The organism is Altererythrobacter aquiaggeris, assembly GCF_037154015.1.
GTDB lineage: Bacteria > Pseudomonadota > Alphaproteobacteria > Sphingomonadales > Sphingomonadaceae > Aestuarierythrobacter > Aestuarierythrobacter aquiaggeris.
This window is the reverse complement of sequence record NZ_JBANRL010000001.1, coordinates 1,177,363-1,202,355: the sequence shown is the minus strand read 5'-3', so window position 1 is coordinate 1,202,355 and position 24,993 is coordinate 1,177,363. Positions and strand designations below refer to the sequence as shown.

General features: G+C 56.4%; 24 protein-coding genes. 10 read left to right on the top strand and 14 right to left on the bottom strand.

The window, feature by feature from the left end; genetic code table 11:
* Positions 1-21: 21 nt before the first annotated feature.
* Positions 22-816, bottom strand: coding sequence for an outer membrane protein assembly factor BamD (locus WFP06_RS05865; RefSeq protein WP_336986288.1), 795 nt, complete (start codon positions 814-816; stop codon positions 22-24).
* 129 nt (positions 817-945) lie between these two features.
* Here WFP06_RS05865 and WFP06_RS05860 point away from each other — a divergent pair, with 129 nt between their 5' ends.
* Together WFP06_RS05860 and WFP06_RS05855 are read left to right on the top strand one after the other, a co-directional pair.
* On the top strand, positions 946-1,635 hold the full coding sequence (locus WFP06_RS05860) for a hypothetical protein (protein ID WP_336986287.1): 690 nt from the start codon (positions 946-948) through the stop codon (positions 1,633-1,635).
* 375 nt (positions 1,636-2,010) lie between these two features.
* Complete coding sequence (locus tag WFP06_RS05855) at positions 2,011-2,289, top strand: hypothetical protein (protein WP_336986286.1); 279 nt, start codon at positions 2,011-2,013, stop codon at positions 2,287-2,289.
* Here the strand turns inward: WFP06_RS05855 and WFP06_RS05850 are convergent.
* From WFP06_RS05850 to WFP06_RS05820, 7 genes are all read right to left on the bottom strand, one after another.
* Entirely contained in the window at positions 2,284-2,850 is a 567-nt protein-coding gene (locus WFP06_RS05850; RefSeq protein ID WP_336986285.1) for a MarR family winged helix-turn-helix transcriptional regulator, read from the bottom strand. The two genes, WFP06_RS05855 and WFP06_RS05850, sit on opposite strands and share 6 nt — an antisense overlap.
* Positions 2,847-3,431 (bottom strand): JAB domain-containing protein, encoded by a 585-nt coding sequence (locus tag WFP06_RS05845; protein WP_336986284.1) that lies wholly within the window; start codon positions 3,429-3,431, stop codon positions 2,847-2,849. The genes WFP06_RS05850 and WFP06_RS05845 overlap by 4 nt, the downstream gene beginning before the upstream one ends.
* A complete protein-coding gene (locus WFP06_RS05840; RefSeq protein ID WP_336986283.1) occupies positions 3,404-3,883 on the bottom strand; it encodes a hypothetical protein in 480 nt (159 codons plus the stop codon). The genes WFP06_RS05845 and WFP06_RS05840 overlap by 28 nt, the downstream gene beginning before the upstream one ends.
* 52 nt (positions 3,884-3,935) lie before the next feature.
* Positions 3,936-4,271 carry a hypothetical protein gene (locus WFP06_RS05835; RefSeq protein WP_336986282.1) on the bottom strand — a complete coding sequence of 112 codons (336 nt, stop codon included), beginning with the start codon at positions 4,269-4,271 and terminating at the stop codon, positions 3,936-3,938.
* Between the two features lie 73 nt (positions 4,272-4,344).
* Positions 4,345-4,851, bottom strand: a complete 507-nt coding sequence (locus WFP06_RS05830) for a response regulator transcription factor (protein WP_336986281.1) — start codon at positions 4,849-4,851, stop codon at positions 4,345-4,347.
* A 424-nt stretch (positions 4,852-5,275) separates the two neighbouring features.
* Positions 5,276-7,093 (bottom strand): translation elongation factor 4, encoded by a 1,818-nt coding sequence (lepA, locus tag WFP06_RS05825; RefSeq protein ID WP_336986280.1) that lies wholly within the window; start codon positions 7,091-7,093, stop codon positions 5,276-5,278.
* A gap of 111 nt (positions 7,094-7,204) precedes the next feature.
* A complete protein-coding gene (locus WFP06_RS05820) occupies positions 7,205-9,940 on the bottom strand; it encodes an EAL domain-containing protein (RefSeq protein ID WP_336986279.1) in 2,736 nt (911 codons plus the stop codon).
* Between the two features lie 148 nt (positions 9,941-10,088).
* On the opposite strand from WFP06_RS05820, the gene WFP06_RS05815 reads away from it, so the two are divergent.
* From WFP06_RS05815 to WFP06_RS05800, 4 genes are read left to right on the top strand one after another with little or no spacing between them, the layout of a single operon-like run.
* Positions 10,089-11,783 carry a PHA/PHB synthase family protein gene (locus WFP06_RS05815; RefSeq protein ID WP_336986278.1) on the top strand — a complete coding sequence of 565 codons (1,695 nt, stop codon included), beginning with the start codon at positions 10,089-10,091 and terminating at the stop codon, positions 11,781-11,783.
* 34 nt (positions 11,784-11,817) lie between these two features.
* A complete protein-coding gene (locus WFP06_RS05810; protein WP_336986277.1) occupies positions 11,818-12,666 on the top strand; it encodes an alpha/beta fold hydrolase in 849 nt (282 codons plus the stop codon).
* Positions 12,666-13,988: an FAD-dependent oxidoreductase gene (locus WFP06_RS05805; protein WP_336986276.1), complete on the top strand. Its 1,323-nt coding sequence runs from the start codon at positions 12,666-12,668 to the stop codon at positions 13,986-13,988. The genes WFP06_RS05810 and WFP06_RS05805 overlap by 1 nt, the downstream gene beginning before the upstream one ends.
* A 15-nt stretch (positions 13,989-14,003) precedes the next feature.
* Positions 14,004-15,758 (top strand): N-acyl-D-amino-acid deacylase family protein, encoded by a 1,755-nt coding sequence (locus WFP06_RS05800; protein WP_336986275.1) that lies wholly within the window; start codon positions 14,004-14,006, stop codon positions 15,756-15,758.
* Positions 15,759-15,773: 15 nt separating this feature from the next.
* On the opposite strand, the gene WFP06_RS05795 is transcribed toward WFP06_RS05800, so the two are convergent.
* The 5 genes from WFP06_RS05795 to WFP06_RS05775 form a co-directional block, all read right to left on the bottom strand.
* Positions 15,774-16,847, bottom strand: a complete 1,074-nt coding sequence (locus WFP06_RS05795) for a DUF2855 family protein (RefSeq protein ID WP_336986274.1) — start codon at positions 16,845-16,847, stop codon at positions 15,774-15,776.
* A 90-nt stretch (positions 16,848-16,937) separates the two neighbouring features.
* Positions 16,938-18,065 (bottom strand): DNA polymerase III subunit beta, encoded by a 1,128-nt coding sequence (gene dnaN / locus WFP06_RS05790; protein WP_336986273.1) that lies wholly within the window; start codon positions 18,063-18,065, stop codon positions 16,938-16,940.
* 159 nt (positions 18,066-18,224) lie between these two features.
* On the bottom strand, positions 18,225-18,977 hold the full coding sequence (gene fabG, locus WFP06_RS05785; RefSeq protein ID WP_336986272.1) for a 3-oxoacyl-[acyl-carrier-protein] reductase: 753 nt from the start codon (positions 18,975-18,977) through the stop codon (positions 18,225-18,227).
* 2 nt (positions 18,978-18,979) lie between these two features.
* A complete protein-coding gene (gene fabD / locus WFP06_RS05780; RefSeq protein WP_336986271.1) occupies positions 18,980-19,915 on the bottom strand; it encodes an ACP S-malonyltransferase in 936 nt (311 codons plus the stop codon).
* Between the two features lie 32 nt (positions 19,916-19,947).
* On the bottom strand, positions 19,948-20,778 hold the full coding sequence (locus tag WFP06_RS05775; RefSeq protein ID WP_336986270.1) for an LD-carboxypeptidase: 831 nt from the start codon (positions 20,776-20,778) through the stop codon (positions 19,948-19,950).
* 55 nt (positions 20,779-20,833) lie between these two features.
* On the opposite strand from WFP06_RS05775, the gene WFP06_RS05770 reads away from it, so the two are divergent.
* Positions 20,834-22,276: a glutamate ligase domain-containing protein gene (locus WFP06_RS05770; RefSeq protein ID WP_336986269.1), complete on the top strand. Its 1,443-nt coding sequence runs from the start codon at positions 20,834-20,836 to the stop codon at positions 22,274-22,276.
* A gap of 153 nt (positions 22,277-22,429) precedes the next feature.
* Here WFP06_RS05770 and WFP06_RS05765 read toward each other — a convergent pair whose 3' ends face one another.
* On the bottom strand, positions 22,430-23,377 hold the full coding sequence (locus WFP06_RS05765) for a DUF808 domain-containing protein (RefSeq protein WP_336986268.1): 948 nt from the start codon (positions 23,375-23,377) through the stop codon (positions 22,430-22,432).
* Between the two features lie 255 nt (positions 23,378-23,632).
* On the opposite strand from WFP06_RS05765, the gene rpsF reads away from it, so the two are divergent.
* From rpsF to rplI, 3 genes are read left to right on the top strand one after another with little or no spacing between them, the layout of a single operon-like run.
* Positions 23,633-23,998: a 30S ribosomal protein S6 gene (gene rpsF / locus WFP06_RS05760; RefSeq protein WP_336986267.1), complete on the top strand. Its 366-nt coding sequence runs from the start codon at positions 23,633-23,635 to the stop codon at positions 23,996-23,998.
* Positions 23,998-24,222, top strand: a complete 225-nt coding sequence (gene rpsR / locus WFP06_RS05755; protein WP_336986266.1) for a 30S ribosomal protein S18 — start codon at positions 23,998-24,000, stop codon at positions 24,220-24,222. Before rpsF ends, rpsR begins: the two co-directional genes overlap by 1 nt.
* A gap of 13 nt (positions 24,223-24,235) precedes the next feature.
* A complete protein-coding gene (gene rplI / locus WFP06_RS05750; protein WP_336986265.1) occupies positions 24,236-24,874 on the top strand; it encodes a 50S ribosomal protein L9 in 639 nt (212 codons plus the stop codon).
* Positions 24,875-24,993: the final 119 nt, after the last annotated feature.

The following is a 24,993-nucleotide window of genomic DNA, read 5'->3' as shown; positions in this document are numbered from 1 at the left end:
GAACGCGCCAGTCGCGGCGGATTAACCGCCGAGCTGGGATGGAGCCTTGTCACCAATCAGCTCGTAAGCCTTCTCGTACCACTCGCTGCCGGGATAGTTTGCCCCCAGAACCGCGGCATATTTCTTCGCTTCTGCCGGAATACCCAGCGCGAGGCTGGTTTCGGTGAGCCGGTAAAGCGCCTCGGGTGCGTGGCTGGTGGTATCATACAAACCGACGACATTCTGGAACCGGATCTGCGCGGCCACCCAATTGCCGCTGCGTTCGTAAAAGCGGCCGATCTGCATTTCCTTGCCCGCCAGGTGGTCGTTCACCAGATCGATCTTGAGCCGCGCATCGGCGGCATATTGCGTGGTGGGGTAACGGCGATTGATTTCGTTGAGCGCGGTCAGCGCCTGCTGGGTAATGCCCTGGTCACGTTCGACATCGCTGATCTGCTCGTAATAACTCAGCGCGATCAGATAATAGGCGTAAGGCGCATCCTTGTTACCCGGGTGGATCGACAGGAACCGCTGGGCCGACTGGATCGACTGGTTGTAATCACGCGCCACGTAATAGCTGAATGCGCTCATCAGCTGGGCGCGGCGGGCCCACGGCGAATAGGGGTGCTGGCGCTCCACCTCGTCGAACAGGCCGGCAGCGGTTTTCGTGTCGCCGCGGTCGAGCCGCGCCTTGGCCTCGCCATACAGCGTTTCCACATCCCGCGCGACATAGGCGGTGTCCTTCTTCGCGCCGCTGCCGGCACAGCCGGTGGTCAGCATCATGGCGCCGAGCGAAGCGGCAAGAAGGGCGAGTTTTGTGGAGCGGGCAGCGTTCATGCCCGCCGCTATAGCCAGCCCTCTGCTGAACGCCAAGTGAAGTTCATTTTCCTACACCAATAATTTTGTGCATGACGCGCTCCCCCTGCCACGGCCCCCCAGTCCGCCCAAGCCAGAGAGCCCCGCGCCATGTCCCTAGCCCCCGCCACCACCCTGCCCGCATTTACCCCCGTCCCGCGCAAGGTCGATCGCTCCAACGGCTGGAAGCCCGAGGTCCAGCGCGCCTTTATCGAGGCGCTGGCCGATACCGGAAGCGTGCAGGCCGCCTGCCGCCGCGTGGGCCGCGCCAATCACGGCGTGTATCTGCTGCGCCGCCATCCCGGGGCGGAGAGTTTCCGCAAGGCGTGGCAGGCCGCGCTCGATATCGGCATCCAGCGGATCGAGGATGTCGCGATGGACCGCGCGCTGAACGGGGTGGAGGTGCCGGTTTATGCTTACGGCAAGATCATCGGCACGCGGCGGGTGTATAATGACCGCCTGCTGATGTTCATGCTGAGAAACCGCGCGCCCAAACGCTTTGCCGCCGACGGGGCCAAGGCGCTTAATGCGGTCGATAAACAGATGCTCACCAGACTTAAAAAGGAATGGCGCGCCGAATGGCAGGCGGAGGAGTTCGGCAACGAGCAGGATGTGCTCGACAGTATCGATGATGTAATCGGCAAGATGAAGGAGGAATGGGAGGCACATCTGGACAATCTGAGCGCCCCCACCCGCGCCGCCTATGAGGAATATAAGCGGCTGGAGGCGCTGGATGAAGGCCGCGCGCCGGAACCTCTGGCTCTGGAAGCGCCGGATGGGAGGGAGGCGCCGGAAGAATGAAGGCGGCGTGGAATGGCTCGGTTTTTTTGTTGGGCCCCCTCAAGCGCCGCGCGGGTGTTGTTTGTTTGGCTCCTTCGGAGCGCCTCGGACGCCGGGCGCAGGCCATCCGGCCTGCTTGGCTTCGCCGCATAAGCGGCGGCCTGCGGTCGCAGGCTGACTTCCGTGACCAAAAACGGGAAAGAGATGGCTGGCTTGGAATGGCCCGGTCAGCGCCCGGCGGACCGCAAGGGCGACCGCCCGCCCGAGCTTATGCAAGGTAAGGCAAGGGATTCGGACGCATCCCGCCCGCCGCTTGAGGGGCCAAACAAAAACCTCAACACCCGCCTCACGTCACGCGCGCTCTCAATCACTAACCTGACAAACAGGACCCCGCCCATGAGCGTCACCATTCACAAAAACTTCCTGAAAGCGGGCGACCCAGCCCTCACCTACCCATACGGCAAGACCTACTCGCCGCTGCATCCCAAAGGCGTGCCACGCGGGCCGGAGTGCAGCGATACCCAATACGAGCGGGAGCGGATGGTGCGGGAGTGGGAATCACGTTTATCAGTGAAGCCTGCTAAAATACGGCAAGCATCAGGCGCAAACCGTTGGCCGCCAACGCAACCCATATTGCCGCTATCAGGCAAAACTCAATGCCATACTCCTTCATGATCTTTTGCCATGATCATTTACCTCAAAACTTCCTGACGTGTTCAGCTTTACATTAGCTGATCGGCCCAGCTGGCCCCTGCTGTCGAGCAGATAGTTGCGTATCGCCAAAATGCCTTTTGGTGAAAGATACAAAAATTGGACCCGTGCGTCTGTTTTCGAAGCCATCTTGGCAACTAAGCCTTGGTCAATCAGCACGTTAATCCAGCGGAGCGCAGTTGTGGCAGGAACAGAGGATGCGAGACATGCACTTGTGACTGTTATTTGCACCCCCTTCGCTCGATGCAGAAACAGGTCCAGAAGTATATCCCAAGCTGGTTCGCCAAATAGGCTACTCTCGAAATACTGGTCGCGGTGCCGCCGCTCGCGATATAAATTTTCGGCAACTAATCCCAGATCATAGTCTATTTGAGCGTGAACGTTTCGCGGATATATTTCCCGCCTTGTGATCAAATATTCGTCATTATCGCATTCTTGGCCGTCTAATTCCTTGGCAAGGTTCAACTGCTGCAACGCATTTTCGCGAAGGTGACGGGCCATACGGTGTTGAGATGCTTTGTTCATCCCAGCATACCCGCATGGCGCATACTGAAAATGTTTCTTCCAGCTACGATGCAATGATCGACTATCGAAATTTCAAGTGATTTCGCAACTTCGACTAAGGTGGTGGTTGCCGCCAAATCTTGCCCGCTCGGCGTTGAATCGCCTGACGGATGATTGTGCGCCAAGATCAATTGCGCTGCGCCAAGTTCAATCGCCCTACCTACGAGCGAGCGAATATGTATCGAGACTTTGCCTTGAACACCGAAGGCAACTTCCTCGCCTCTGATAAAGACTCCTCGGCCATCCAGATATACTGCGAAAACAATCTCTTGGGTTTTGCTGCAAAGCTTGGACGCCAGGAATTGCATCAAGTCAGGATCGCCCGCATGGATGACTTTACCATCGAGAACTTCGCATAGCCCGGCCAGATGCAACTTTCGTGCGCCAACTATGATCTCAGCAATCCTTCGTTGACCTGTCGCCTTGGTGATTTGATCTTCGGACGCAGCGACAACACGGCCAACCGACCCGAAGTGACTGATGAGCGCTATCGAATATCTTTCGGCATCAACACCTAGGAACGGGGTGAGGAGCTCCGCCAAGCCGGATACGTTCCCCACTTGCGAGTTCGACGCGTGTGGTTGAACAAACCTACCAAAAAAGCCCCAATAGCGAGATAAAATGGAATTCTGATCAACACTGCATAAGCTAGTGGGTCCACCATAGCGTTCAATTCTCGCGCAAGATGCATTGAAATTGCGATCAGCTGTGCTGCTGCGATCCATAACGGGTAAATCCTATTGGCATAGTGTGCCACTGGCGCAACGGCGACAAAGGTAAATAAATCAATGGCAAAGTGTCCCATATCGGCCGACACATAGTTGCCTCGTCCTTCGATCAGGGCATGGTAAGAATAATCTGCGACAATGGTGGCTACGAGTATCGCTCCGATAGCTTGCTCTGGTTTGTCGCCTAGTTTCCATGCCCAGAGGGCCAACAGCACCGTGAAAATATGTTGTAGGTCTGCTCGGGTTAAGACTTCAGTTTCTAACATAATTTGAAGCTACTGATGCCATAGCCCGAGGCAAACCTATAACTCGCGCTTATCAGGCAGCAATGGTTGGCAAGACAGTATCGAGATGCTCGCCCGATGGGGGGCAGTAATCTTCGTCTGGCACGGCCTTTACTTCAAAGCCGACCTTGAGAAGCTCTTTGTGGACACGAAACATATCACTACCCGCCGTAACTAATGCCTTCTGCGATTCGATTAGCCGCAGCAGAGCGGCTTGACCAAGATGGGCATCCACACCGGTTTCTTGTCTTGCCAGCAACATAGTCGCCATTAGGCGAGTACTGGCCAATAATGCTTCGCTGATTACCCGCTCTGCTTCTGGAAGTTCGCGTTGAATGCGCTGGGTTGCAATCGGGATAGTCATTGTCATCACTAAGGTCTCCAAGCATCATTCTCGCGTATGATGCCAAAAAGTTTTACGGAGAAGGACCAGGAGCGCCGAATTAAATCACGTTGGACAGGGCCTGCGCAATTGCGAGCCCCACAAGGGGCAAAATTACCAGGCCGATTGCAATCTTGAGAACTGCTATCCAACGATTCAATCCGGCATTCTCACCGTCGAGCGCCTTCGGGACAACCTCTGGTAATCTTTGCCATGGCGTCTGAACCGAAAAGGTTGCAGAATCTGCCAGATCAATCGTCCCAGACTGGTCGTCTTGAAAACCCAATTGGTTGATGTCGTGATGTTTGCGAACCTGAATTGGCTTACCTGTAAGGCGATTACAGGTCTCATAAGATCCGGCCCAATCGCGATATCTGCGTCCAATTTCAGTGCGCGATGCGCCATGAAAGCGGCGGCGTATTCCTTCCACCCGCTGGACCACCGCCGACTCGGATATCCCGATTACGCGCGCGATTTCTTTGCTGGTGTGATTATCCGCCAGATAGGGTAAAATCTCTCGCTGCTTATCTGTCAAAATCAAGAAAGTTGGTGCCTGATTATTCATCATTCTTGCCCCTCCCCGCTTTAGAACCGCTCGACCATGAAAATAACATCATAAACGCCACGGATTTACCATTAGGCGCAAAATTTAAGTCACTGTCATTACATTAACTAAGGTTAACGAAGCCAGTTCCGGATGTTTGACCTATTTCAATTTGAGCACATCGATAGCCATAGCCAGATGTGCGCTCGCGACACCCTCCCCTAATTTGTCGAGGTCAGCGAGGCAAACCTCTAAATGTCTGAGGATTTCGGACCGGTCAAAAGCTCGCTCAGAAGGCGTTCCCCGATCAACATTCTTGGTTTTGTCGCTCATGGGCGTCCAATACATTCAAATCAAATTTCGATTTACGCCCATTGCATCGTTTGGAACCTTTGGTCCACTTCGGATGCGTTGCAATTTATCTCGTCTGACGTGATTTTTGCACACCCTACTCCTCCCCCATCCGCAGCGCAGCGATAAACGCCTCCTGCGGAATCGACACATTGCCATATTCGCGCATCTTGGCCTTGCCCTTCTTCTGCTTGTCGAGCAGCTTTTTCTTGCGCGAAATATCGCCGCCGTAGCATTTGGCGGTCACGTCTTTTCGCATCGCTGCGATGGTTTCGCGCGCAATCACCTTGCCGCCGATGGCTGCCTGGATCGGCACCTTGAACAGATGCCGCGGGATCAGGTCTTTCAGCCGTTCGCACATCCCTCGCCCGCGGGCCTCGGCCACATCGCGGTGGACGATCATGCTGAGCGCATCGACCGGATCGCCGTTGACCAGAATGCCCATTTTCACCAGATCGCCTTCGCGCAGGCCGATCTGTTCGTAATCGAAGCTGGCATAGCCGCGGCTGATGCTTTTTAGCCGGTCGTAGAAATCGAACACCACTTCGTTGAGCGGCAGTTCATACGTCACTTGCGCGCGGCCGCCCACGTAAGTCAGGTCTTTCTGGATGCCGCGGCGATCCTGGCACAATTTCAGAATGCTGCCGAGATATTCGTCGGGGGTGTAAATCACCGCCTTGATCCACGGTTCCTCGATCGTGTCGATCCGGCTGGGATCGGGATAATCGGCGGGGTTGTGCAGCATCATCTCGCGCGCATCGTCGGTCCGGCTTTTGTTCAGCTGGATCCGGTAAACCACCGATGGCGCGGTGGTAATCAGATCGAGATCATATTCGCGCGTCAGCCGTTCCTGGATAATCTCCAGATGCAGCAGACCCAGGAAGCCCGCGCGAAAACCGAAGCCCAGCGCGGCGCTGCTTTCGGTCTCGAAACTGAAGCTGGCGTCATTCAGCCGCAACTTGCCGATGCTTTCGCGTAATTTGTCGAAATCGGCTGCGTCGACGGGAAACAGCCCGCAGAAAACCACCGGCTGGACTTCCTTGAAGCCGGGAAGCGCCTCTGTCGCGCCGCCCTTTACCGTAGTGATGGTGTCGCCGACCTTGGCCTGTTCCACTTCCTTGATCTGCGCGGTGATGAAACCGATTTCGCCCGCCGCGAGTTCGGGCAATTGTTCGATCTTGGGGCGCATACAGCCCACCCGGTCGATCAGATGCTGGGTGCCGCCGGCCATGAATTTGATCTGCTGGCCCTTCCTGATCACCCCGTCGAGCACGCGGACGAGGATGACCACGCCGAGGTAGGGATCATACCAACTGTCAACCAGCATGGCCTTCAGCGGCGCGTCGCGGTCGCCCTTGGGAGGGGGGATTTTGGTGACCACGGCTTCGAGGACGTCTTCGATCCCGATGCCCGATTTGGCGCTGGTGAGCACAGCCTCGGACGCGTCGATCCCGATGATATCCTCGATTTCCTTGCGGACCATTTCAGGCTCGGCCGCGGGCAGATCGATTTTATTGATGACGGGGACGATTTCGTGATCATGTTCGATGGACTGGTACACATTGGCGAGCGTTTGCGCCTCGACCCCTTGCGCCGCATCGACCACCAGCAGCGCGCCTTCGCAAGCGGCGAGCGAGCGGGAAACCTCATAAGCGAAATCGACATGGCCGGGCGTATCCATCAGGTTGAGCTGATACGTCTCGCCGTCCCTGGCCGTATAATTGAGGCGCACGGTCTGGGCCTTGATGGTGATGCCGCGCTCCTTCTCGATATCCATGTTATCAAGGACTTGCTCCGACATCTCGCGCGCGGTTAGGCCGCCAGTATGCTGGATCAACCGGTCAGCAAGCGTGGATTTGCCGTGATCAATATGAGCGATAATCGAAAAATTGCGGATATTTTGAAATTCGGTCATTTTGCGCCGCTGATTTGAGTATTCGGGAAAAGGAGAATTGTTGGCCCCCGATGCAAGTGCCCTTACCTCGCTCGTAGCGCCATGTCAGCCACGCATTATGTCCGGTGGAGTTTAACCCGCTTTTCGCAAGGGGGCAGGTGCGCTTTCGGTGCTATCGCTATCATCGAGGATTTTCCCGCTGGCATCCTGCTTTAGCGCGTTTTTAAATTCTACACCCACCCGGTCGTCAGTGGACCACCTGCTAGTTGCGACCACTTTTTGCGTATCTGTCAGCATTAATTCGAATTCTGTACCGGCTGGCACCTCCCATATACCCGTGACCAGCGCACCGGTCGTTGAAATGTTTCGGATTGTTCCGGTGTATGGTTTTCCGCCGTGGCTCAAAATGATCTTTCGGAACATCGTACGGCGATGCTCGCGGGCAGATCGCGGCCCGTTCGCCACAGCATTCAATCCTGCCGCGAGCCTCGCAGTCGCATCATCGGCGCTGAGAGCTTTATGATAAATGTGTCCTTGGATATGGCTACATCCGTGCGAACGAACCAGATCAAGCTCGTCGAGTGTTTCGACACCCTCTGCGGTCGTATCCATTCCCAACGCCTGCGCCAAACTACAGATCGAAGCTATTATCGCGCCATTCCGACTACCGGTTTGCGTCGCCCCGCGCACAAAGCTCTGGTCAATCTTGATTTTGTCGAACGGTGCCTTTTTCAAATATCCGAGCGATGAGTAGCCAGTGCCAAAATCATCCAGCGCAAGGCGAACACCGACACCTTTGAGCGCGGCGAACATCGCGTCCGTACCTTCCCCTTCGTTCAGGAAAACACTTTCGGTTATTTCCAATTCCAAGCGCGAGGGATGAACCTGCGCCTGCGCCAAGGCGCTGGTAACAATCGCCGGCAGTTGTGGATTGGCAAATTGCAGGGGCGATACATTGACAGCGCAGCGAACCGATTCGGGCCATTTCGCCAAGTCGTGGCAGGCAGTCCTTAGAGCCCACTCGCCAATCGCTTCTATCAGCCCGCTGTCTTCGGCAACGGGAACGAATTTTACCGGCGACAACCATCCGTGAACCGGATGATGCCAGCGCAAAAGCGCTTCAAAACCGGAAATCTGTTCATTCGCCGCCTGGATTACTGGCTGGTAGAATAGCTTCAGGCTGCCGTTGGTGATGGCATCACGTAAATCGCTTTCCAACTGACCACGTTCCTCAGCCGCGGTGTGTAGGTTCTCCGAGTAGAAATGGTAGCGACCGCGCCCACCATCTTTCGCAGCATAAAGCGCCAGATCAGCGTTCCTGATTATGGCTTCTGTGGTAAGTCCGTTGGACGGCGAGCGGGCGATGCCGATGGAAGCGCCTATGACAATTCTCTGTCCGTTGATCGAATAAGGCTGTGAAAGGCCTTTGATGATATCATTGGCCATGTTTGATAAGGTGACGTTTGTCTGGCGGCCAGCCAGGACAATTTGAAATTCATCCCCTCCCAAACGGCCGACTTGGCCGGACTTCCCAACGCATCGCTCCAGGCGCTGCGCTACTTGTTTCAGCAATTTGTCGCCAACAGGGTGTCCGAGTGTATCGTTCACTTGTTTAAACCGGTCGAGATCAAGCAGCATCACCGTGCATTCTCGCTGGCTTACCCGCGGAGACTGAAGGATCTTTTCGAGCGTCTGCCCCATCTGCATCCTGTTCGCCAGACCGGTGAGAGAATCGAAATGGGCCAGACGTGATGCCTGCTCCTGACTCCGCCGTTTTTCGGTAAGATCCGATCCGGACCCCCTGAACCCGACGAAATTCTGAAAGCTGTCGTACATCGGGCGGCCACTGACAGACCACCACCGTTCTTCGGTCTCGATTGCCGCCCGAACAGGTAGCTCCTGGAACGATGATCGTGCCGATATGTGAAAAGTCAGCGTCCGCTCACTTTCATCGCCATCATTGCCGAGCGCGAAGAGGCTGAGAAACGCGGTTCCAACCAGCTTTTCGGGGGTTGAGCAAAGCAGTCGTGCGATCCGTGATGAAACATAAGTCAAGTGACCACGTCTGTCAGTTTCCCAAAACCAACCCAGACCAGCCTGTTCATACTCGTTCAATAGATCGCGATAACGGTTGCGCCGCCGGTCAAGCACTTCCTGACGGCGTTCGAATTCCTTGTCTAATGTCGTTTGGTGTCTTGCAACGACCAGCATCACAACACTGCTCATGCCCAGCGCAATGATGGCTTCGAAGGATCCGTCGAAGAGAGCTATTGGCGTCCAGACCGCCATGATCGAGACAAAAAGAAGAGGTACACGCCGACTAAGAAATGTGGACGAAAAGGCGTTTATCGAGATCAGACCGGAAACGCCCCAGCGCCAATCGAATGCGCCGGAAAAAAGCCAGATTGCAAAACCTGTGCCGGTTAACGCAAGTGGCGCGACAATCGTGAGTATGATTGCGGCAGCGACCAGCGCCTTGGAGCGGGGCAGCTGCCTTTCCCACACGCCCAGCCTGTGACCGGCAGATGCCAGCGCAACCGCGCCGATCGCGCACAGCAACACCGGCAAGGGCATCAACGTGAACGACACGATCATCGCCAAGGCATATGAAGCCCCCAGAACGACAGCCATCCATGCCCAGGTTCTCGGGATGAATGACTGGTGCTTTTTAACCGTAGCCATCTGCACAGATCTGCGGTCTTCCGCCACCTTGCTGCGCATGATTGGAACTTCCGCCGGGGACGAAACGTAGTTGTCGATTGCGGACCCTGCTACAAGGGTTTCCGTTGCCGCGCCTTCGCTTGACGCAGCCAGCCCATTTTCTGCGATATAACGATGCGCTGCCACCATCATGCTGCTCTGCGCCAAATTCCTTTGATAACGGTTAATGACGTGGTTACTTCCCGTTGGCGTCAGGCGGCTAAATCTCGCGCTGGCTTAGTCAACTTGCCAACTTCGTTAACGCCGTGCATGAATGTGCCAAATGCCGCAGAATAGCGGATAAAAGGGGATATCGATGCCAAACCAGAAGACGCTGGAAAACGAGGCCGCACAATCAACCACTGCCCTTGGGCCGATGATCGGGCTCGCCAGAGAGGATTTTGTCGGGGCAATCGCGTTGTTATTGCGCGAGACTGCATCTGATCCCGGGCGCACGATGAAGCACGCCCAAAGCTTCGGCCAGGACATGGTCAAGATAATGACCGGAAAGTCGGAACTCCAACCGGACCCGAAAGATAAGCGGTTCCGCGATCCGGCTTGGCAATATAACCCGTTTTTCCGTGCCGGTGCGCAATATTATCTGGCTATCCAGAAGGGCATGAGCAATTGGCTCGAGGAGTTGGAGCTGGACGACCTCGAGCGTGATCGCGCCAACTTTATTTCCAACATCATCATCGATAGTCTGGCGCCGACGAACTCGCTGCTAGGCAATCCCACGGCCCAGAAGCGGGTTATAGACAGCGGGGGGCTGAGCCTCGTCAAAGGTTTGAAAAACGCCTATGACGATATGGTCCATAACAAGGGCATGGTCAGTCAGGTCGACAAGCGCCCCTTCAAACTGGGCGAAAACGTTGCGATTTCGAAGGGTTCTGTCGTACTCAGAACAGAGATGATGGAACTGGTGCAATACGCACCCACGACAGCCAAGGTGCACGAAGTGCCGCAGCTGACGATTCCGCCCCAGATCAACAAAATGTATATCAATGATCTGACGCCGGATAAATCGGTCGTTAAATACCAGCTTGATAACGGCATTCAGACTTTTGTCATCAGTTGGCGAAATCCCGCGAAGGATCAAGGCCATTGGGATATGGCGGATTACATCGATTCATGCCGCGAAGCGATGGATGCCGTTGCCGCCATCACGAAGTCAAAAAAGGTCAATGTATCGGCAGGCTGCTCAGGTGGTCAGACAGCCGCTTTGCTGGCCAGCAGACTGGCAGCCGATGGAGAAAGTCTGCTCGGCTCGCTCACTTTGATGGTGTGTGTATTACATCCCAAGCAAAACGATATCGAGGCAGGTTCTCTGGTCAGCGAAAACGGAATGCAGTTGGCCCGCCAGCGCGCAGCGAAGAAGGGCGTGATAGAAGGAGATTCTCTAGCTCGCGGTTTCGCGTGGTTGCGACCGAACGATCTGATCTGGAATTATGTGATCAATAATTATCTGCTTGGCGAGGATCCACCCGCGTTCGATGTGCTGTTCTGGAATGCCGATGCGACAAATCTTTCGGCCAGCCTGATGGGCGATTTCCTAACTTTGTTCGAAACACTGGCCTTTACCAAGCAAGGCGAAGTCGAGATGGCAGGCCATAAAATCGACCTGTCCAAGGTCAAAAGCGACCTGTTCGTTCTCGGCGGGGTCACTGATCACATTACCCCCTGGAAGGCGACATATCGTTCGACCAGGCTGTTCGGTTCGAAACATGTAACATATGTACTTAGCCAGGCTGGTCACATGCAGGCGATCCTCAACCCACCGGGCAATCCGAAAGCCAAGTATTTCATCAAGAAAGGCGGCGGCTCGCTGCCGGAAACAGCCGATGAATGGCTGCAGACCACCGAAGAAATTCCTGGCAGTTGGTGGCCATATTGGATGCAGTGGGTGCAGGACCGTTCTGGCAAACTGAAAACTTCTCCGGCCAAGCTGGGTAACACGAAGTTCAAACCGCTTGACCCGGCACCCGGACTGTATGTTCTCGAAGAACGCTGAGCGGCGCTTCCACTCTCATTTTAAGGTATTCTAATTGAGCGACCCGATGAAACACGCCGAAATCACTATGGAAAACGTCGGCGGCAGGACCCTGCGCGTGGCGCGTTGGCGGATGGGTGCGCCAAGTGCGCACCCACCGATCCTGTTTTTTAACGGTATAGGTGCGAATATCGAAGCAGTGGCGCCGCTGGCCGCCGCGTTTGATGACCGGGCTTTCATCATGTTCGATATGCCGGGAATTGGCGGATCGCCCGAACCTGTTGTGCCCTACAATGTTGTGACGATGGCTTGGACTTCAGCGAAATTACTCGACAAATTCGGCATTGATGTCGTCGATGTAATGGGCATCAGCTGGGGCGGCGGCATGGCGCAGCATTTCGCCATCCAGCACCCCGGCCGGACGCGCCGCTTGGTGCTGATCGCCACCAGCGCGGGTATGCTCATGATGCCCGGCAATCCGAAAGCACTGACGAAGATGGCCAACCCCCGTCGGTACATCGACCCGGAATTCATGATGAAGAATTTCGAAACGCTCTATGGTGAAGGGCTGGGCCGGGGTCCGGGCAAGCAGGGCCATATGGCGCGTCTTACGCCTCCGACGCCGCGCGGATATATGTATCAGCTTCTGGCGATGCTGGGTTGGACCAGCGCACCAGCCCTGCCCTTCATGCGCAAGGATACCCTCATTCTGATGGGCGACGATGACCAGATTGTACCGGCGGTAAACGGGAAATTCCTCAACAGTCTTATTCCGAACAGCAAGTTGGTGATGATCAAGGGCGGAGGGCATCTGTTCCTGCTCAGCCACAAGGAACAATCATTGCGCGAGATGCGCGACTTCCTGGATGTGCCGGGCGAAATGGGCCTTCCGGAAGCGGCCTGATGAGGCAGATCGCCATTATCGGGTCAGGCCCGGCAGGATATTATACTGCCGAAGCCGCGCAAAAGTTATGGGGCGATGGTGTTCAGGTTGATATTTTTGATAGTCTGCCGGTCCCGTACGGCTTGATCCGCACGGGCGTTGCGCCTGATCACCAGTCTATCAAAGCGGTTTCGAAGCGGTACGAAAAAACCGCACTGACCGGAAATGTAAGGTTTGTGGGCAATGTCACGATTGGCCGGGATGTCAGCATTGCGGAACTCCAGGGTCTGTACGACGCCGTGGTTTTGGCGACAGGTGCGCCCAATGACCGCACGCTGGAAATGCCCGGTGATGATCTTGGCAATGTGTTTGGCAGTGCCGCTTTTGTTGGCTGGTATAACGGGCATCCGCAATTCGCCAACCTTGATCCGGACCTTTCGGGGAAACATGCGGTAGTGATCGGGATGGGGAACGTCGCGCTGGACGTAGCGCGCATCCTGGCCAAGACAGAGGCCGAGTTTGCGGGAAGTGACATCGTGGGCCATGCACTCGACCGATTAAAAGCGTCCAAAATTGAAAAGATAACCATCATTGGCCGCCGCGGCCCGCATCAGGTGGCAATGACGCCAAAAGAGCTCGGCGAATTGGCACATCTGGAGCGCGCTGTCCCCCGCGTAAATCCAAGAGACCTTCCCCCCGAAGCCGAGGACGCAATCCTCGAGCCCGGGCTTCGCAAGTCAGTGACCCATTTGCGCAGTTTTGCCGCCATTCCCGAAAGCGTCCATGCGGACGCCGGAATAGAGATCGAGTTCGATCTGTTCGCCAGCCCGATTGCGATCCACGGCGACGGTGCGGTGAATGCTGTAGAGGTCGAGCGAACGACAGTGGAAAAAGGGCGCGCGGTCGGCACAGGTGACACCTACTCGGTCCCGGCAGATGTGGTGGTAACCTGTATCGGTTACCGATCCTCACCGATACCAGACGTGCCATTTGACGAACGCGCGGGACGTTTTGCGAATGACGAGGGGCGAATTCTTACGGGACTGTATTGCGCCGGATGGGCACGCCGTGGGCCAACCGGGACAATTGGCACCAACAGGCCTGACGGGTTCGGATTGGTTGAAAAGATCGCGGAAGACGCCGATGCGGGCCGGCTGGGCCCGGCAACAAAGGCCGGCCGCGAGGGTTTTGATGCTCTGGCCGGACAACGCGGTCTGGATGTGGTAACGTTCAGGGACTGGAAGAAAATCGAGGAAGCCGAAACTGCCGCAGCGCGCGATGGCTCTCCGCGCGAGAAATTCGTCGATATCGCGGCAATGATCGCTGCCGGCCACGATAGTTAATCAGGAGCTTTGGCAATGCCAGAATTTGATCTGATAATTCGCAATGGAACGATTGTGGATGGAACAGGTGCCGCAAAATTTTCCGGGGATGTTGCGATCAAGGACGGCCTGATTGCGCAAGTTGGTGATGTTGACGGCAAAGCTGTCAAAGAAATCGACGCAAATGGCCAGCTGGTTACGCCCGGCTTTGTGGATATTCACACGCATTATGACGGCCAGGCGACCTGGGATCAGGAAATGGCACCGTCCAGCTGGCACGGTGTAACCACGGTAATCATGGGCAATTGCGGGGTCGGCTTTGCCCCCGCGCGGCCTGACCGCCACGAATGGCTCATAAGCCTGATGGAAGGTGTCGAAGATATTCCCGGTACGGCGCTTGCCGAAGGGATGACTTGGGATTGGGAAACTTTTCCAGAATATCTTGATGCGCTGGAAAAACTGCCCCGCACAGTGGATGTTGCCACACATGTTCCGCACGGAGCGGTGCGGGCCTATGTGCTGGGCGACCGTGAACAGCCCGGTGCTGTACCGACAGCGGACGATATGGCGCAGATGTCCGCCATTGTCGAAGAAGGTGTCCGTGCCGGTGCGCTAGGGTTCTCCACCAGTCGGACAGTGCTGCATAAGTCGGTCGATGGTGAATTGGTGCCGGGCACCACCGCGACACCGGAAGAATTGCTGACTATCGGACGCGCCATGGGCCGCGTTGGCTACGGTGTGTTTGAAATGGCCAGCGACCTTCAGCGCGACTGGAACGAATTTGAATGGATGGGGAACTTGAGCCGCGAAACCGGCTTGCCTGTAACCTTCGCCGCGCTCCAGTCGATTGCCAAAGAAATCCCGCTTGACGAACAAATTGCTTCCATGCGCGCCGAAAACGATAATGGCGCCAATATTGTCGCCCAGATTGCGCTGCGTGGTAACGGCATCATTATGGCCTGGCAGGGAAGCGTAAACCCGTTTGTTTACCGGCCAAGCTGGCAAGCAATTTCCGGGCTTGAGTGGGAAGCACAAAAGGCAAAGCTGCTTGATCCGGCATTCAAGGCGCAGCTGCTTTCGGAGGCAAATGATTACACCGATGCGCCGCAGGACATATTGCCGGTTGTGATGGTTGTGACCCAGGATTGGGCGCTACAATACGAAATGGATCCCGGCTTCGATTACGAGCCTGAACAATCCGCCAGCATCAATTCCCGTGCAAATGTGAAAGGGGTTGATCCGCAGGAATATGCATATGATCTGCTGTGCAGCGAAGATGTCAAGGGCTTCGTTTATCTGCCAATTCTCAACTACGCCGACGGCAATCTCGATTTTCTGCATGATTTGCAGTTAAGCAGTGACTGCGTGAATTCCTTATCGGATGGCGGCGCGCATTGCGGCACCATTTGCGACGCGGCGAGCCCGACCTTTATGCTGCAGCATTGGGTGCGTGACCGCAAACGCGGCAATCGCATCCCGCTGGAACTGGCAATCAAACGACAATGCTTCGATACTGCCAGGTTGTATGGTCTCGATGATCGCGGAATTATCGCGCCCGGTTATAAAGCGGACCTCAACGTTATCGACCTTGAGCGGCTTGATCTTGGCAAACCATGGCTTGCGTTCGACCTGCCGGCGGGCGGGAAAAGGTTGCTGCAAAAGGCCGAAGGCTACGTTGCGACCATTAAAAACGGCGAAGTCACATTCCGCGAAGGGGAGTGGACGGGAAGTACCCCGGGCGGCTTGATCCGCGGACCGCAATATGCGGACATTGCCGAGGCGGCAGAATAACCGGGTCCTTCCCAGTTACGGCCGGATCACAATTCCCTTCGCCGGATCAACATTGCCGCTTAAAATTTCCAGATAGGTACTGCGTGCAGCGTCAAGCCCTTCGCGTATTTCGACATCGACAGTACCGGCAATCTGTTCAAGAAAAGTCTTCCAGCTGGCAGCAACAGCCTCGCCAAACGCCTTGGGGCCTTGTTCCTTGATTGCAGCAACGGCGTAGGTAGGCGCAAAAAACAGAATTGGTTGCGGGCCGGGTAACGAACCGGCGCTGCCATCACGGCCGCCAACATGCGTCGCGCCAACCAAACACGAATAGGCAAGATTTTCGCGTAAGTGTTCATGGATGGACCGCAGGATCGAGGAGTTTCCGGCGAAATCGACCGAGACTGTAGGGGCATTCTCGAGCTTGGCCACCGCATCGTAGGCAAGCACTTCGTCATATAGCCCGGTGCCCTGGGTAAAAGCGACGTTGCCCGCAGACGTTAACCCGATGCGCTTTATTGCTGGCGATTTTTCCTTGGCCACGCTCGCGAGCGCCATCGACGTTTTGGACGATGCGCTGGTCATCACCATCGCGCCCGCACCGGACCAGCCCTCGCTTCGAAACATCGTTTCGATCAAATAGCCCGTCTTGAACAGCGGGCCAAAAATCATCCGCTCGGCCTCGCGCGCGGCATCATGTTCGGGATCGGCAGAAAGGCGCGAATATGTGTTGTAAATCGGGCTCATCGGCTGGCGGTGACCGGCCAAATCCACGAAGCTGCCGTCGCTTACTTTGCCAGGCTCGACATCAAGATGTGTGCCCATTGGCAGATAACCGTAAACGCGTTCCCCGGCTACAATATCAGGATGATTGGAGGCGGTGACGACCGCATGGCCCCACATCGGTACGACGCCCTTGCCCGAAGGCGCAGGGAAAAAATTCCAATAACCCATCTGCTCGCCCGCAACGGCATAAGTCACATTGTTGGCAGTAACCGAAAAACTGTCGATTTTGAGCCGGACAGCATTTGGCTCCAGTTCGGGCAGCGGTGTATCGGCAAGCTGCGCCGAGCCAAGATTATCGCGCGCGACATGGACTGTTTGTGACATGGAACTCTCCCGATTTCGAATGCCAGCCTAGCGCGCCAAAGTCCGGGATGCGAGGGGCAATAAGCCGATACCGCCCCGGTTTATCCGGTATTACACCCGCATAGGCATTAGAACGTACAGCGCCGGGCTTTTGTCATCCTGGCGGATCAGCGTTGGCGCGCCTGCATCCGCCAGATGCAATTCGACGGTGTCGCTGTCAATTTGGCTGAGGATGTCTTTGAGATAATTGGCATTGAACCCGATCTCAAAACCCTCTGACGAATAATCGGCGGCCACTTCTTCCGAAGCCGTACCGTTGTCCGGGCTGGTGACTGATAGTGTGACCTTGTCGTTCTCCAGCCCCATTTTCACGGCCCGGGTTTTTTCGGTTGCGATGGTCGCAACACGGTCAACACCCGCGTAAAGGCTTTTTGGATCCAGCTTCAGCAGTTTATCGTTCCCCGTCGGAATAACGCGGCTGTAATCGGGGAATGTGCCGTCGATGAGCTTACTGGTCAGGACGACGCCATTTTCACCGCCGAGTGTGAAGCGGATTTTGCTGGCTGAAAGATCGATCTGGACATTGGTATCGAGAGTTTCTTCGAGCAACTTGCGAAGCTCTGCAACAGCTTTACGCGGAACGATGACATCCGGCATGCCTTCTGCGCCTTCCGGCCGGTCAAGCGTATAACGCGCAAGACGGTGGCCATCGGTTGCTGCGGCTTTCAACACCGGCTTATCCTCGTCCGACACGTGCAGGAAAATTCCGTTAAGGTAATAGCGTGTTTCCTCGGTCGAAATGGCAAACCTCGTGCGATCGACCATCTCAGCAAGGGTCTTGGCCGGAATTTCGAAACTGGTCGGCAAATCACCTTCGACTATTACCGGGAAGTCATCTCGCGGCAGTGTCGGCAGTTTGAACCTGCTTCGTCCCGCTTTGACTTCCATCCGGTTGTCGGACGTTTCGAGGCTGACCTGGCTACCTTCAGGAAGTTTGCGCGCAATATCGAACAACAGATGCGCCGACACCGTGACCGCACCCGCAGTTTCGACCGATGCAGCAGCCATGTTTTCGATGACCTGCAAGTCCAGATCTGTCGCCATCACGCGGACCGTACCGCTATCGGCAGCTTCGATCAGCACGTTGGATAGAATAGGAATGGTGTTGCGACGCTCCACCACAGATTGCACATGCGACAGGCATCGCAGAAGCGTGGCGCGTTCGATTGTGGCCTTCATAATCCGGTATCTTCCCCTCTGTGCGCCCCGCTGTAAGCATAGGGGCCGGAATCGCCCCGAAGCGCCGGAAATGTTCCCGATATCCTTAGCGGGCATGACCGCAGCGGCAAGGCTGGCGGCGCAAGTTCACCCCGAAACTGGGGATAAATGAGCCGATTGTCAGCCCATCATCGCCATACCGCCATTCACGTGAAGCGTCTGGCCGGTGATGTATGCGGCTTCTCTGGATGCGAGATATGCGACCGCTGCACCGATATCCTCACCCTCGCCCATTCGGCCCATCGGAATGCGCGCATTGAGCGCGTCTTTCTGGGCATTCGGCAGTTCGTCGGTCATCGCTGTGCGGATGAATCCGGGCGCGACGCAATTGACGGTTACACCGCGGCTGGCAAGTTCCTGCGCGAGGCTTTTGGACATCCCTACAAGACCGGCCTTGGCAGCGGCGTAGTTCATTTGTCCCGGGTTCCCCGTCGCACCGACCACGCTGGTGATGTTGAGTATCCGGCCGAACCGGGCCTTCATCATGGGACGCGCCGATGCGCGCATCAGGCGAAAGGCAGCCTCCAGATTCACTTTCATTACCTGTTCGTATTCATCGTCTTTCATGCGCATCGCGAGATTGTCGCGCGTGATACCGGCATTATTCACGAGGATATCGATTTTTCCGAACGTATCGATGGTCGCAGGGATCAGATGCTCGACGCTTTCGCTATCCGAAAGGTCGCAAGTAATCTCGACATGGTCATGCCCGAAATCATCGTTCAGTTCCTCGCGAAATGCCCGGAGCTTGCTGCCGTTCGAACCCGATAGTGCCAGCCGCGCACCTTGTGACGCAAGCGCGCGCGCAATCGATGAGCCGATCCCGCCACTCGCCCCGGTTACCAGCGCATTCATTCCGGTGAGGTCGAACATCGTCAAATCTCCTTGGCTAGCGCTTCGATGCAATCCATCGACACAACACTGGTAGTTTTTGCTTCCTTGTCGGTTCGTCCGATCATCGGCCCGAGAACCTTCCCGCCAAGCTCGACGAATTCTTCTACGCCCGCCTCTCGCATTGCCAGGACACTTTCACGCCAACGAACGCGGCCCGTCACTTGATCGACAAGCAAGCGCCGTACCTCTCCAGGGTCGGTCACTTCGCTCGCCGTGACATTGGCAAAAAGCGGGAGATGAAAAGATTTGGGCGGCGTGTCGGCCAATGCCTGCGCCATCGCATCGGCTGCCGGCTGCATCAGCGGGCAATGGAAAGGCGCCGATACGGGCAATAGGATACCGCGCTTGATACCGTGGGACTTCACCATATCGATTGCGCGCTCGACCGCTTCACGGTGGCCTGAGATTACCACCTGCCCGGGGTCGTTGTCGTTTGCGATCGTGCAAATCTGGCCCTCTGCAGCAGCGTCCGCAAGTGCCTGAGCCTTGTCGATGTCGGCGCCCAGCAACGCCGCCATCGCGCCCTGCCCTACCGGAACCGCAGCCTGCATCGCCTGTCCGCGCAACTTGAGCAACCTGGCGGTGTCGGCAAGCGAGAATGCACCTACCGCACACAGCGCGGTGTATTCGCCCAAGCTGTGTCCGGCGACACAATTACCGGCTTCCGTGAGCGATATATTGGCGTCCTTCTGCAGCACTCGAAGCACCGCGATAGCATTGGCCATGATCGCAGGCTGCGCATTTTCGGTCAGCGTCAGCGCATCGTCGGGACCATCTTTCATGATCCGGAACAGTTTTTGCCCCAGCGCGTCGTCAACTTCCTCGAACACTTCTCTGGCAGCTGCGCTTGCCGCTGCAAGCTCCACACCCATGCCGATCTTCTGGCTGCCCTGACCGGGAAAAACGAAAGCGCGCATGGGTTACTCCGGATGTTGAATTTGATGGGCGACTAGGTCCGGTTTGCGGGGCTGGCAAGGCCAAACGGGACGACACAATTGCCGGAATAATGGCCAATCTGTGCGCGGCCAAGATACGGGATTCCGTTGCGCGAGCACCAGAATTTCGTGATTTCTTCAGGTGAATAACCGAAATCGCGATCGTTTTCGGGGACGGCACTCACCTGGCCCAGCCTCAGACCTGCGATACCGGGCAGAAAATTGGTTAGATTGAACATCAACCTGTCCACAGAATACAGATGCTCGCTCACTTCCTCAACCATCACGACATGCCCTTTCAGATCGGGCATCAGCGGCGTGCCGGCAATCATGGTCAGAGTAATCAGATTGAATGCCGCAACAGGTGTCTTGCCATCCAGCGATGGTTCCAGCCCGCTATTGTCGCCGTCAAACCATCGCAGCACACGCCGCACGGCTTCGCGCCCGCGCTCGCTCCGGGCGCTCACTGGCATTGGCGCGTGGACAGGCTGACCGATCCCCGCGCGGTAAAGCTGGGCCAGAATATAGCCGCAGTCCGAAAACCCGGCGTATGTCTTGTCCTTAGCCGCGGGTTTTAAGAACGGTATCGCGGCCTGGGCAATCCGGTTCGAACCATAGCCGCCTTTGGCAAACCAGACCGCATCAAACGAAGCATCGTTGGCGCATTCGAGAAACGCATCAAGCCTCACCGCGTCCGGCCCGGCGAAATGATGCCATTCTTCGAAGCACTGTTCATGAAAGTGGACGCTGTGACTTGGGAATTCCTCCGCCACCAGTTTTTGAAGCGCCGCAGCATGTTCGCGGGTTATCGGGGTCGCCGGAGCGCAAATTGCGATACGTGTCATTGTGCCCTCATAACACCCGCTTCACATATTGTGATACCCCGCGTAATCGGGCTTCATGCCAAATTCCACAACAGCGGCAGACGCGCTGACAGCACATCCCTGGTTTTTTGTCGGTATCGGCGGATCGGGGATGTTGCCACTCGCTACAATCCTCAAAGGACGCGGCGCTGAAGTTGCCGGTTCAGACCGCAGTTTCGATCAGGGCCGAACGCCCGAAAAATTCGCCTGGCTTGAGCGGAACGGATTTAAGCTGTTTCCCCAGGACGGCAGCGGCGTAACCACGGGAGAGCAAGTGCTGGTCGCATCCGCAGCAGTCGAGGATACTATCCCCGAGATGATGAGGGCCGAGGCACTTGGCTGCGGGCGGATGACGCGCGCGGATCTCAACTCGGCACTGTTTAATGCGGCTGACACAGGCATCGCGATCGGCGGAACGAGCGGCAAATCAACGGTCACCGGAATGCTCGGCTGGATTTTGCATGACGCGGGATGCGAACCGACGATCATGAACGGCGCGGTGATGAAGAACTTCGCCGACATCGATGCACCGTTCGCCAGCGCGGTGGTCGGCGTCCAAACCGGTAATGGTGGAACCTATGTGAGCGAAGTTGACGAAAGCGATGGCACGATTGCGCTATATGCGCCTGAAGTTGCGGTGCTGCTGAACGTCAGCCTCGACCACAAAAGTATGGCAGAACTGCGTGTTCTGTTTGGCGATTTTCTGTCGGGTTCAGCGGTCTCGGCAGTCAATGCCGATGATCCGGAATCGATGGCACTGACTGGCCGCGCGCAAAAGCTGATCACCTTTGGCATCAACGCCCAACATGCCGATATCGGTGTTCTGCCGGGCTCGGTAAAAGAAGGCACGACCAGCCAGGATGCGGTGGTGATCGACCGTCGCGACGGGAGCGAGCATAAACTGGCACTTGCCCTGCCCGGGAGACATAATCTGTCCAACGCGTTGGGTGCGATTGCCGGTGCGGCAGCCTCCGGCATGACAGTGGGCGAAGCGGTGAAAGCACTTGGCGGTTTTGCGGGCCTTGCCCGGCGTTTCGATATCATCGGCACAACGGCGGACGATATTACCGTGATCGACGACTTCGGCCACAATCCCGAAAAATGCGCAGCAACGCTGCGGACTCTCAAATCACACGAGGGCCGCATAATCGCCTTTTTCCAACCTCACGGCTATGGACCGCTGCGCCAGATGGGAAGCGAATTGGCGGAAACGTTTGCCGGCGAACTCGGGCCGCACGATATAACGATATTTTGCGACCCGGTATATTTCGGCGGGACCACCGATAAAACGCAGGGGAGCGAACGGATTGTCAAGTTGATCAGCGAAGCGGGCGGGAATGCCGAGTATATTGGCGCACGAGAAGACTGCGCCCGCCGCATCGCGGAAATTGCTCGGCCCGGCGACAGGATTGCCGTGATGGGCGCCCGGGATGATACATTGACCGTTTTTGCGCGCGAATTGTTTTCCCTGTTGGCCTGAACGAAGAGTGGCTGGCACGCCGGCCGGATCAGTGCCGGTCAGAGTTGGGCCCAAAGCCCGGACCAGAGCCCGGACCAGAGCCCGGACCAGAGCCCAAACAAGAGGGCGGACCGGTTTCCAGATCAGTGTCCAGACCAGACTCCCGCTGTGAGTCTAATGCGCTTCCTTATGGCCGATCTTGAGCACTTTGTGCAGAATGAACACCAGAACCGCACCTACCAAAAGACCGATCATGGCCGAAACTCCTGCGTAGGTAGCCCAGCCAAGAATGCCGCCGAGCCCGCCGGTCAGTTCCTCTACGCCGTGCTGCAATCCATGGCTGAAGTCGGACAAGTTATGCAGCCCGAGCTCATGCAGAGCGTGGATCAGGATGCCGCCGCCCACCCACAACATCGCAACGGTTCCAACAACCGACAGAACCGTCAGAAGCTTCGGCATCGCCGCAAGCAGGAAACGCCCGACATTTCGTGCAATCGCCGAACTTTTCTTCGACAGATGCAGTCCGACATCGTCCATCTTCACGATCATGGCGACAGCGCCGTAAACTACGACAGTTATGGCAATGCCGACAACAGCGAGGACCACTGCGCGCGTAACCAGCGATTCCGCCGCCACTTCGTTCAAGGTAATCGCCATGATTTCGGCCGACAGGATCAAATCGGTACGGATGGCGCCTGATGCGCGTTCTTTCTCGAATGCGTCCAGATCTTCGATCGGATCTTCCAGCGTCTTGCCATGCTTTTGACCGCCAAGCTTTTCGACGATTTTTTCGGCCCCTTCGTAGCTCAGATAAAGCCCGCCGAGCATCAGGACAAAGATTATGGCAGCGGGCAAAAATTCGCTGAGTATCAGGGCGCCCGGTAGTAAAATCAGAAGCTTGTTCTTCAAACTGCCTTTGGTGATATTCCAGATAATCGGCAATTCTCGCGCGGGTGACAGGCCCGTGACATAAGACGGGGTCACGGCCGCATCGTCGATCACGACGCCGGCCGCTTTACTGCCCGCACGGCTTGCCGCGATGCCGATGTCATCCATCGAGGCCGCAGCTGTCCTGGCGATCACCGCTACATCATCAAGCAAAGCTACCAAGCCACCGGGCAAACCAATTCTCCTGTATGTTTGAATCCCCCATGGCCTTCCAAACGGGCGGTTGGCAAATCGGTTTCAAGCTTTGTCACCCGTCAACTCATCGCGGCACGCACTGATCCGCGTGCCTTGCTCACAAAGCTTGCAATACGCTGCAGATCAGCTAGACGCGCGCCTTCGCTACGCAAGTAGGGAATCAAGAAAGCCGGAGAGGCCCCGCAATCCTGCGGATTAGCCAGCGATCGGCATTAAAAGTGAAAGGAAGCGAAGATGGCTCTTTACGAGCATGTCTTTCTCGCGCGGCAGGATTTGAGCCAGGCTCAGGTTGACGCATTGGCCGCAGCCGCCACCGAAATCGTCGAAAAGAACGACGGTAAGGTTACCAAGACCGAGACGTGGGGCCTCAAGAATCTCGCATACAAGATCGAACGCAACCGCAAGGCACACTTTGTTCTCCTGAACATCGACGGCCCGGGAACGCTGATCGCCGAGCTTGAGCGCCAGACCCGCATCAATGAAGATGTGATCCGCTACATGACGATCCGTGTGGACGCCCATGAAGAAGGTCCATCGGTTATGATGCGCAAAAATGATCGTGAGCGCCCCAAGCGCCGTGATCGGGATGGAGATAGCTAATGGCACGTCCGTTTTTCCGCCGCCGCAAGTCTTGCCCGTTTTCCGGCAAGGGTGCGCCCGCGATCGATTACAAGGACGTACGCCTGCTTCAGGGCTTCATGTCCGAGCGGGGCAAGATCGTCCCAAGCCGCATCACGGCTGTCTCTGCGAAGAAACAGCGTGAACTTTCCCGGGCTATCAAGCGTTCGCGCCAGATCGGCCTTCTGCCCTACCTCGTGAAGTAAGGAGGACTAAATCATGGATATCATCCTCCTCGAACGTATCGAAAAGCTTGGTACGATCGGTGACGTTGTCACCGTGAAGGACGGGTACGCCCGCAACTTCCTGCTGCCTAACAAAAAGGCCCTTCGCGCCAATGACGGCAACAAGCAGGTGTTTGAAGCGAACCGCGAACGTCTGGAAAAAGAGAATGACGAACGCCGTGTCGATGCTGTCGCTGCAGGCGAGAAAGTCGATGGCGCACAGATCGTCCTGATCCGTGCATCGTCGAACTCCGGCCAATTGTACGGCTCTGTGACTGTTCGCGATATTGCGGACAAGCTGGCCGAACAGGACCACCAGATCGACAAGCGGCAGATTATTCTGGGCGCGCCGATCAAGACAATCGGCATGTTCGATGTGCGTGTTCGCTTGCACCCCGAAGTTGACGTTACGGTCAAAGCCAACGTGGCCCGTTCCGACGATGAAGCAGAATTGCAAAGCCAGGGCATCGACGTGATGGCCGCAATGTTCGAAGAAGAGCAGAGCGAAAAAGTCGGCTTCACCGAAGCAGTCGATCCATCGCTTGAACCTGGTGAAATTCCTGCCGACATGCTGGAAGACGGGGCTTCTGCCGATTCCGACGTTGGCACTCCGGAAGACGAAACCGAAGCGTAACAGCCTGCGGTTTTACAAGTTTGGGGCGCAGTCTTCGCGGGCTGCGCCCTTTTCTTTGCTCTTTGTAAGCCGGAAATTGCAAGCTTTGCTTCAAAAAGACATTGCCACGCGCTAGTTGC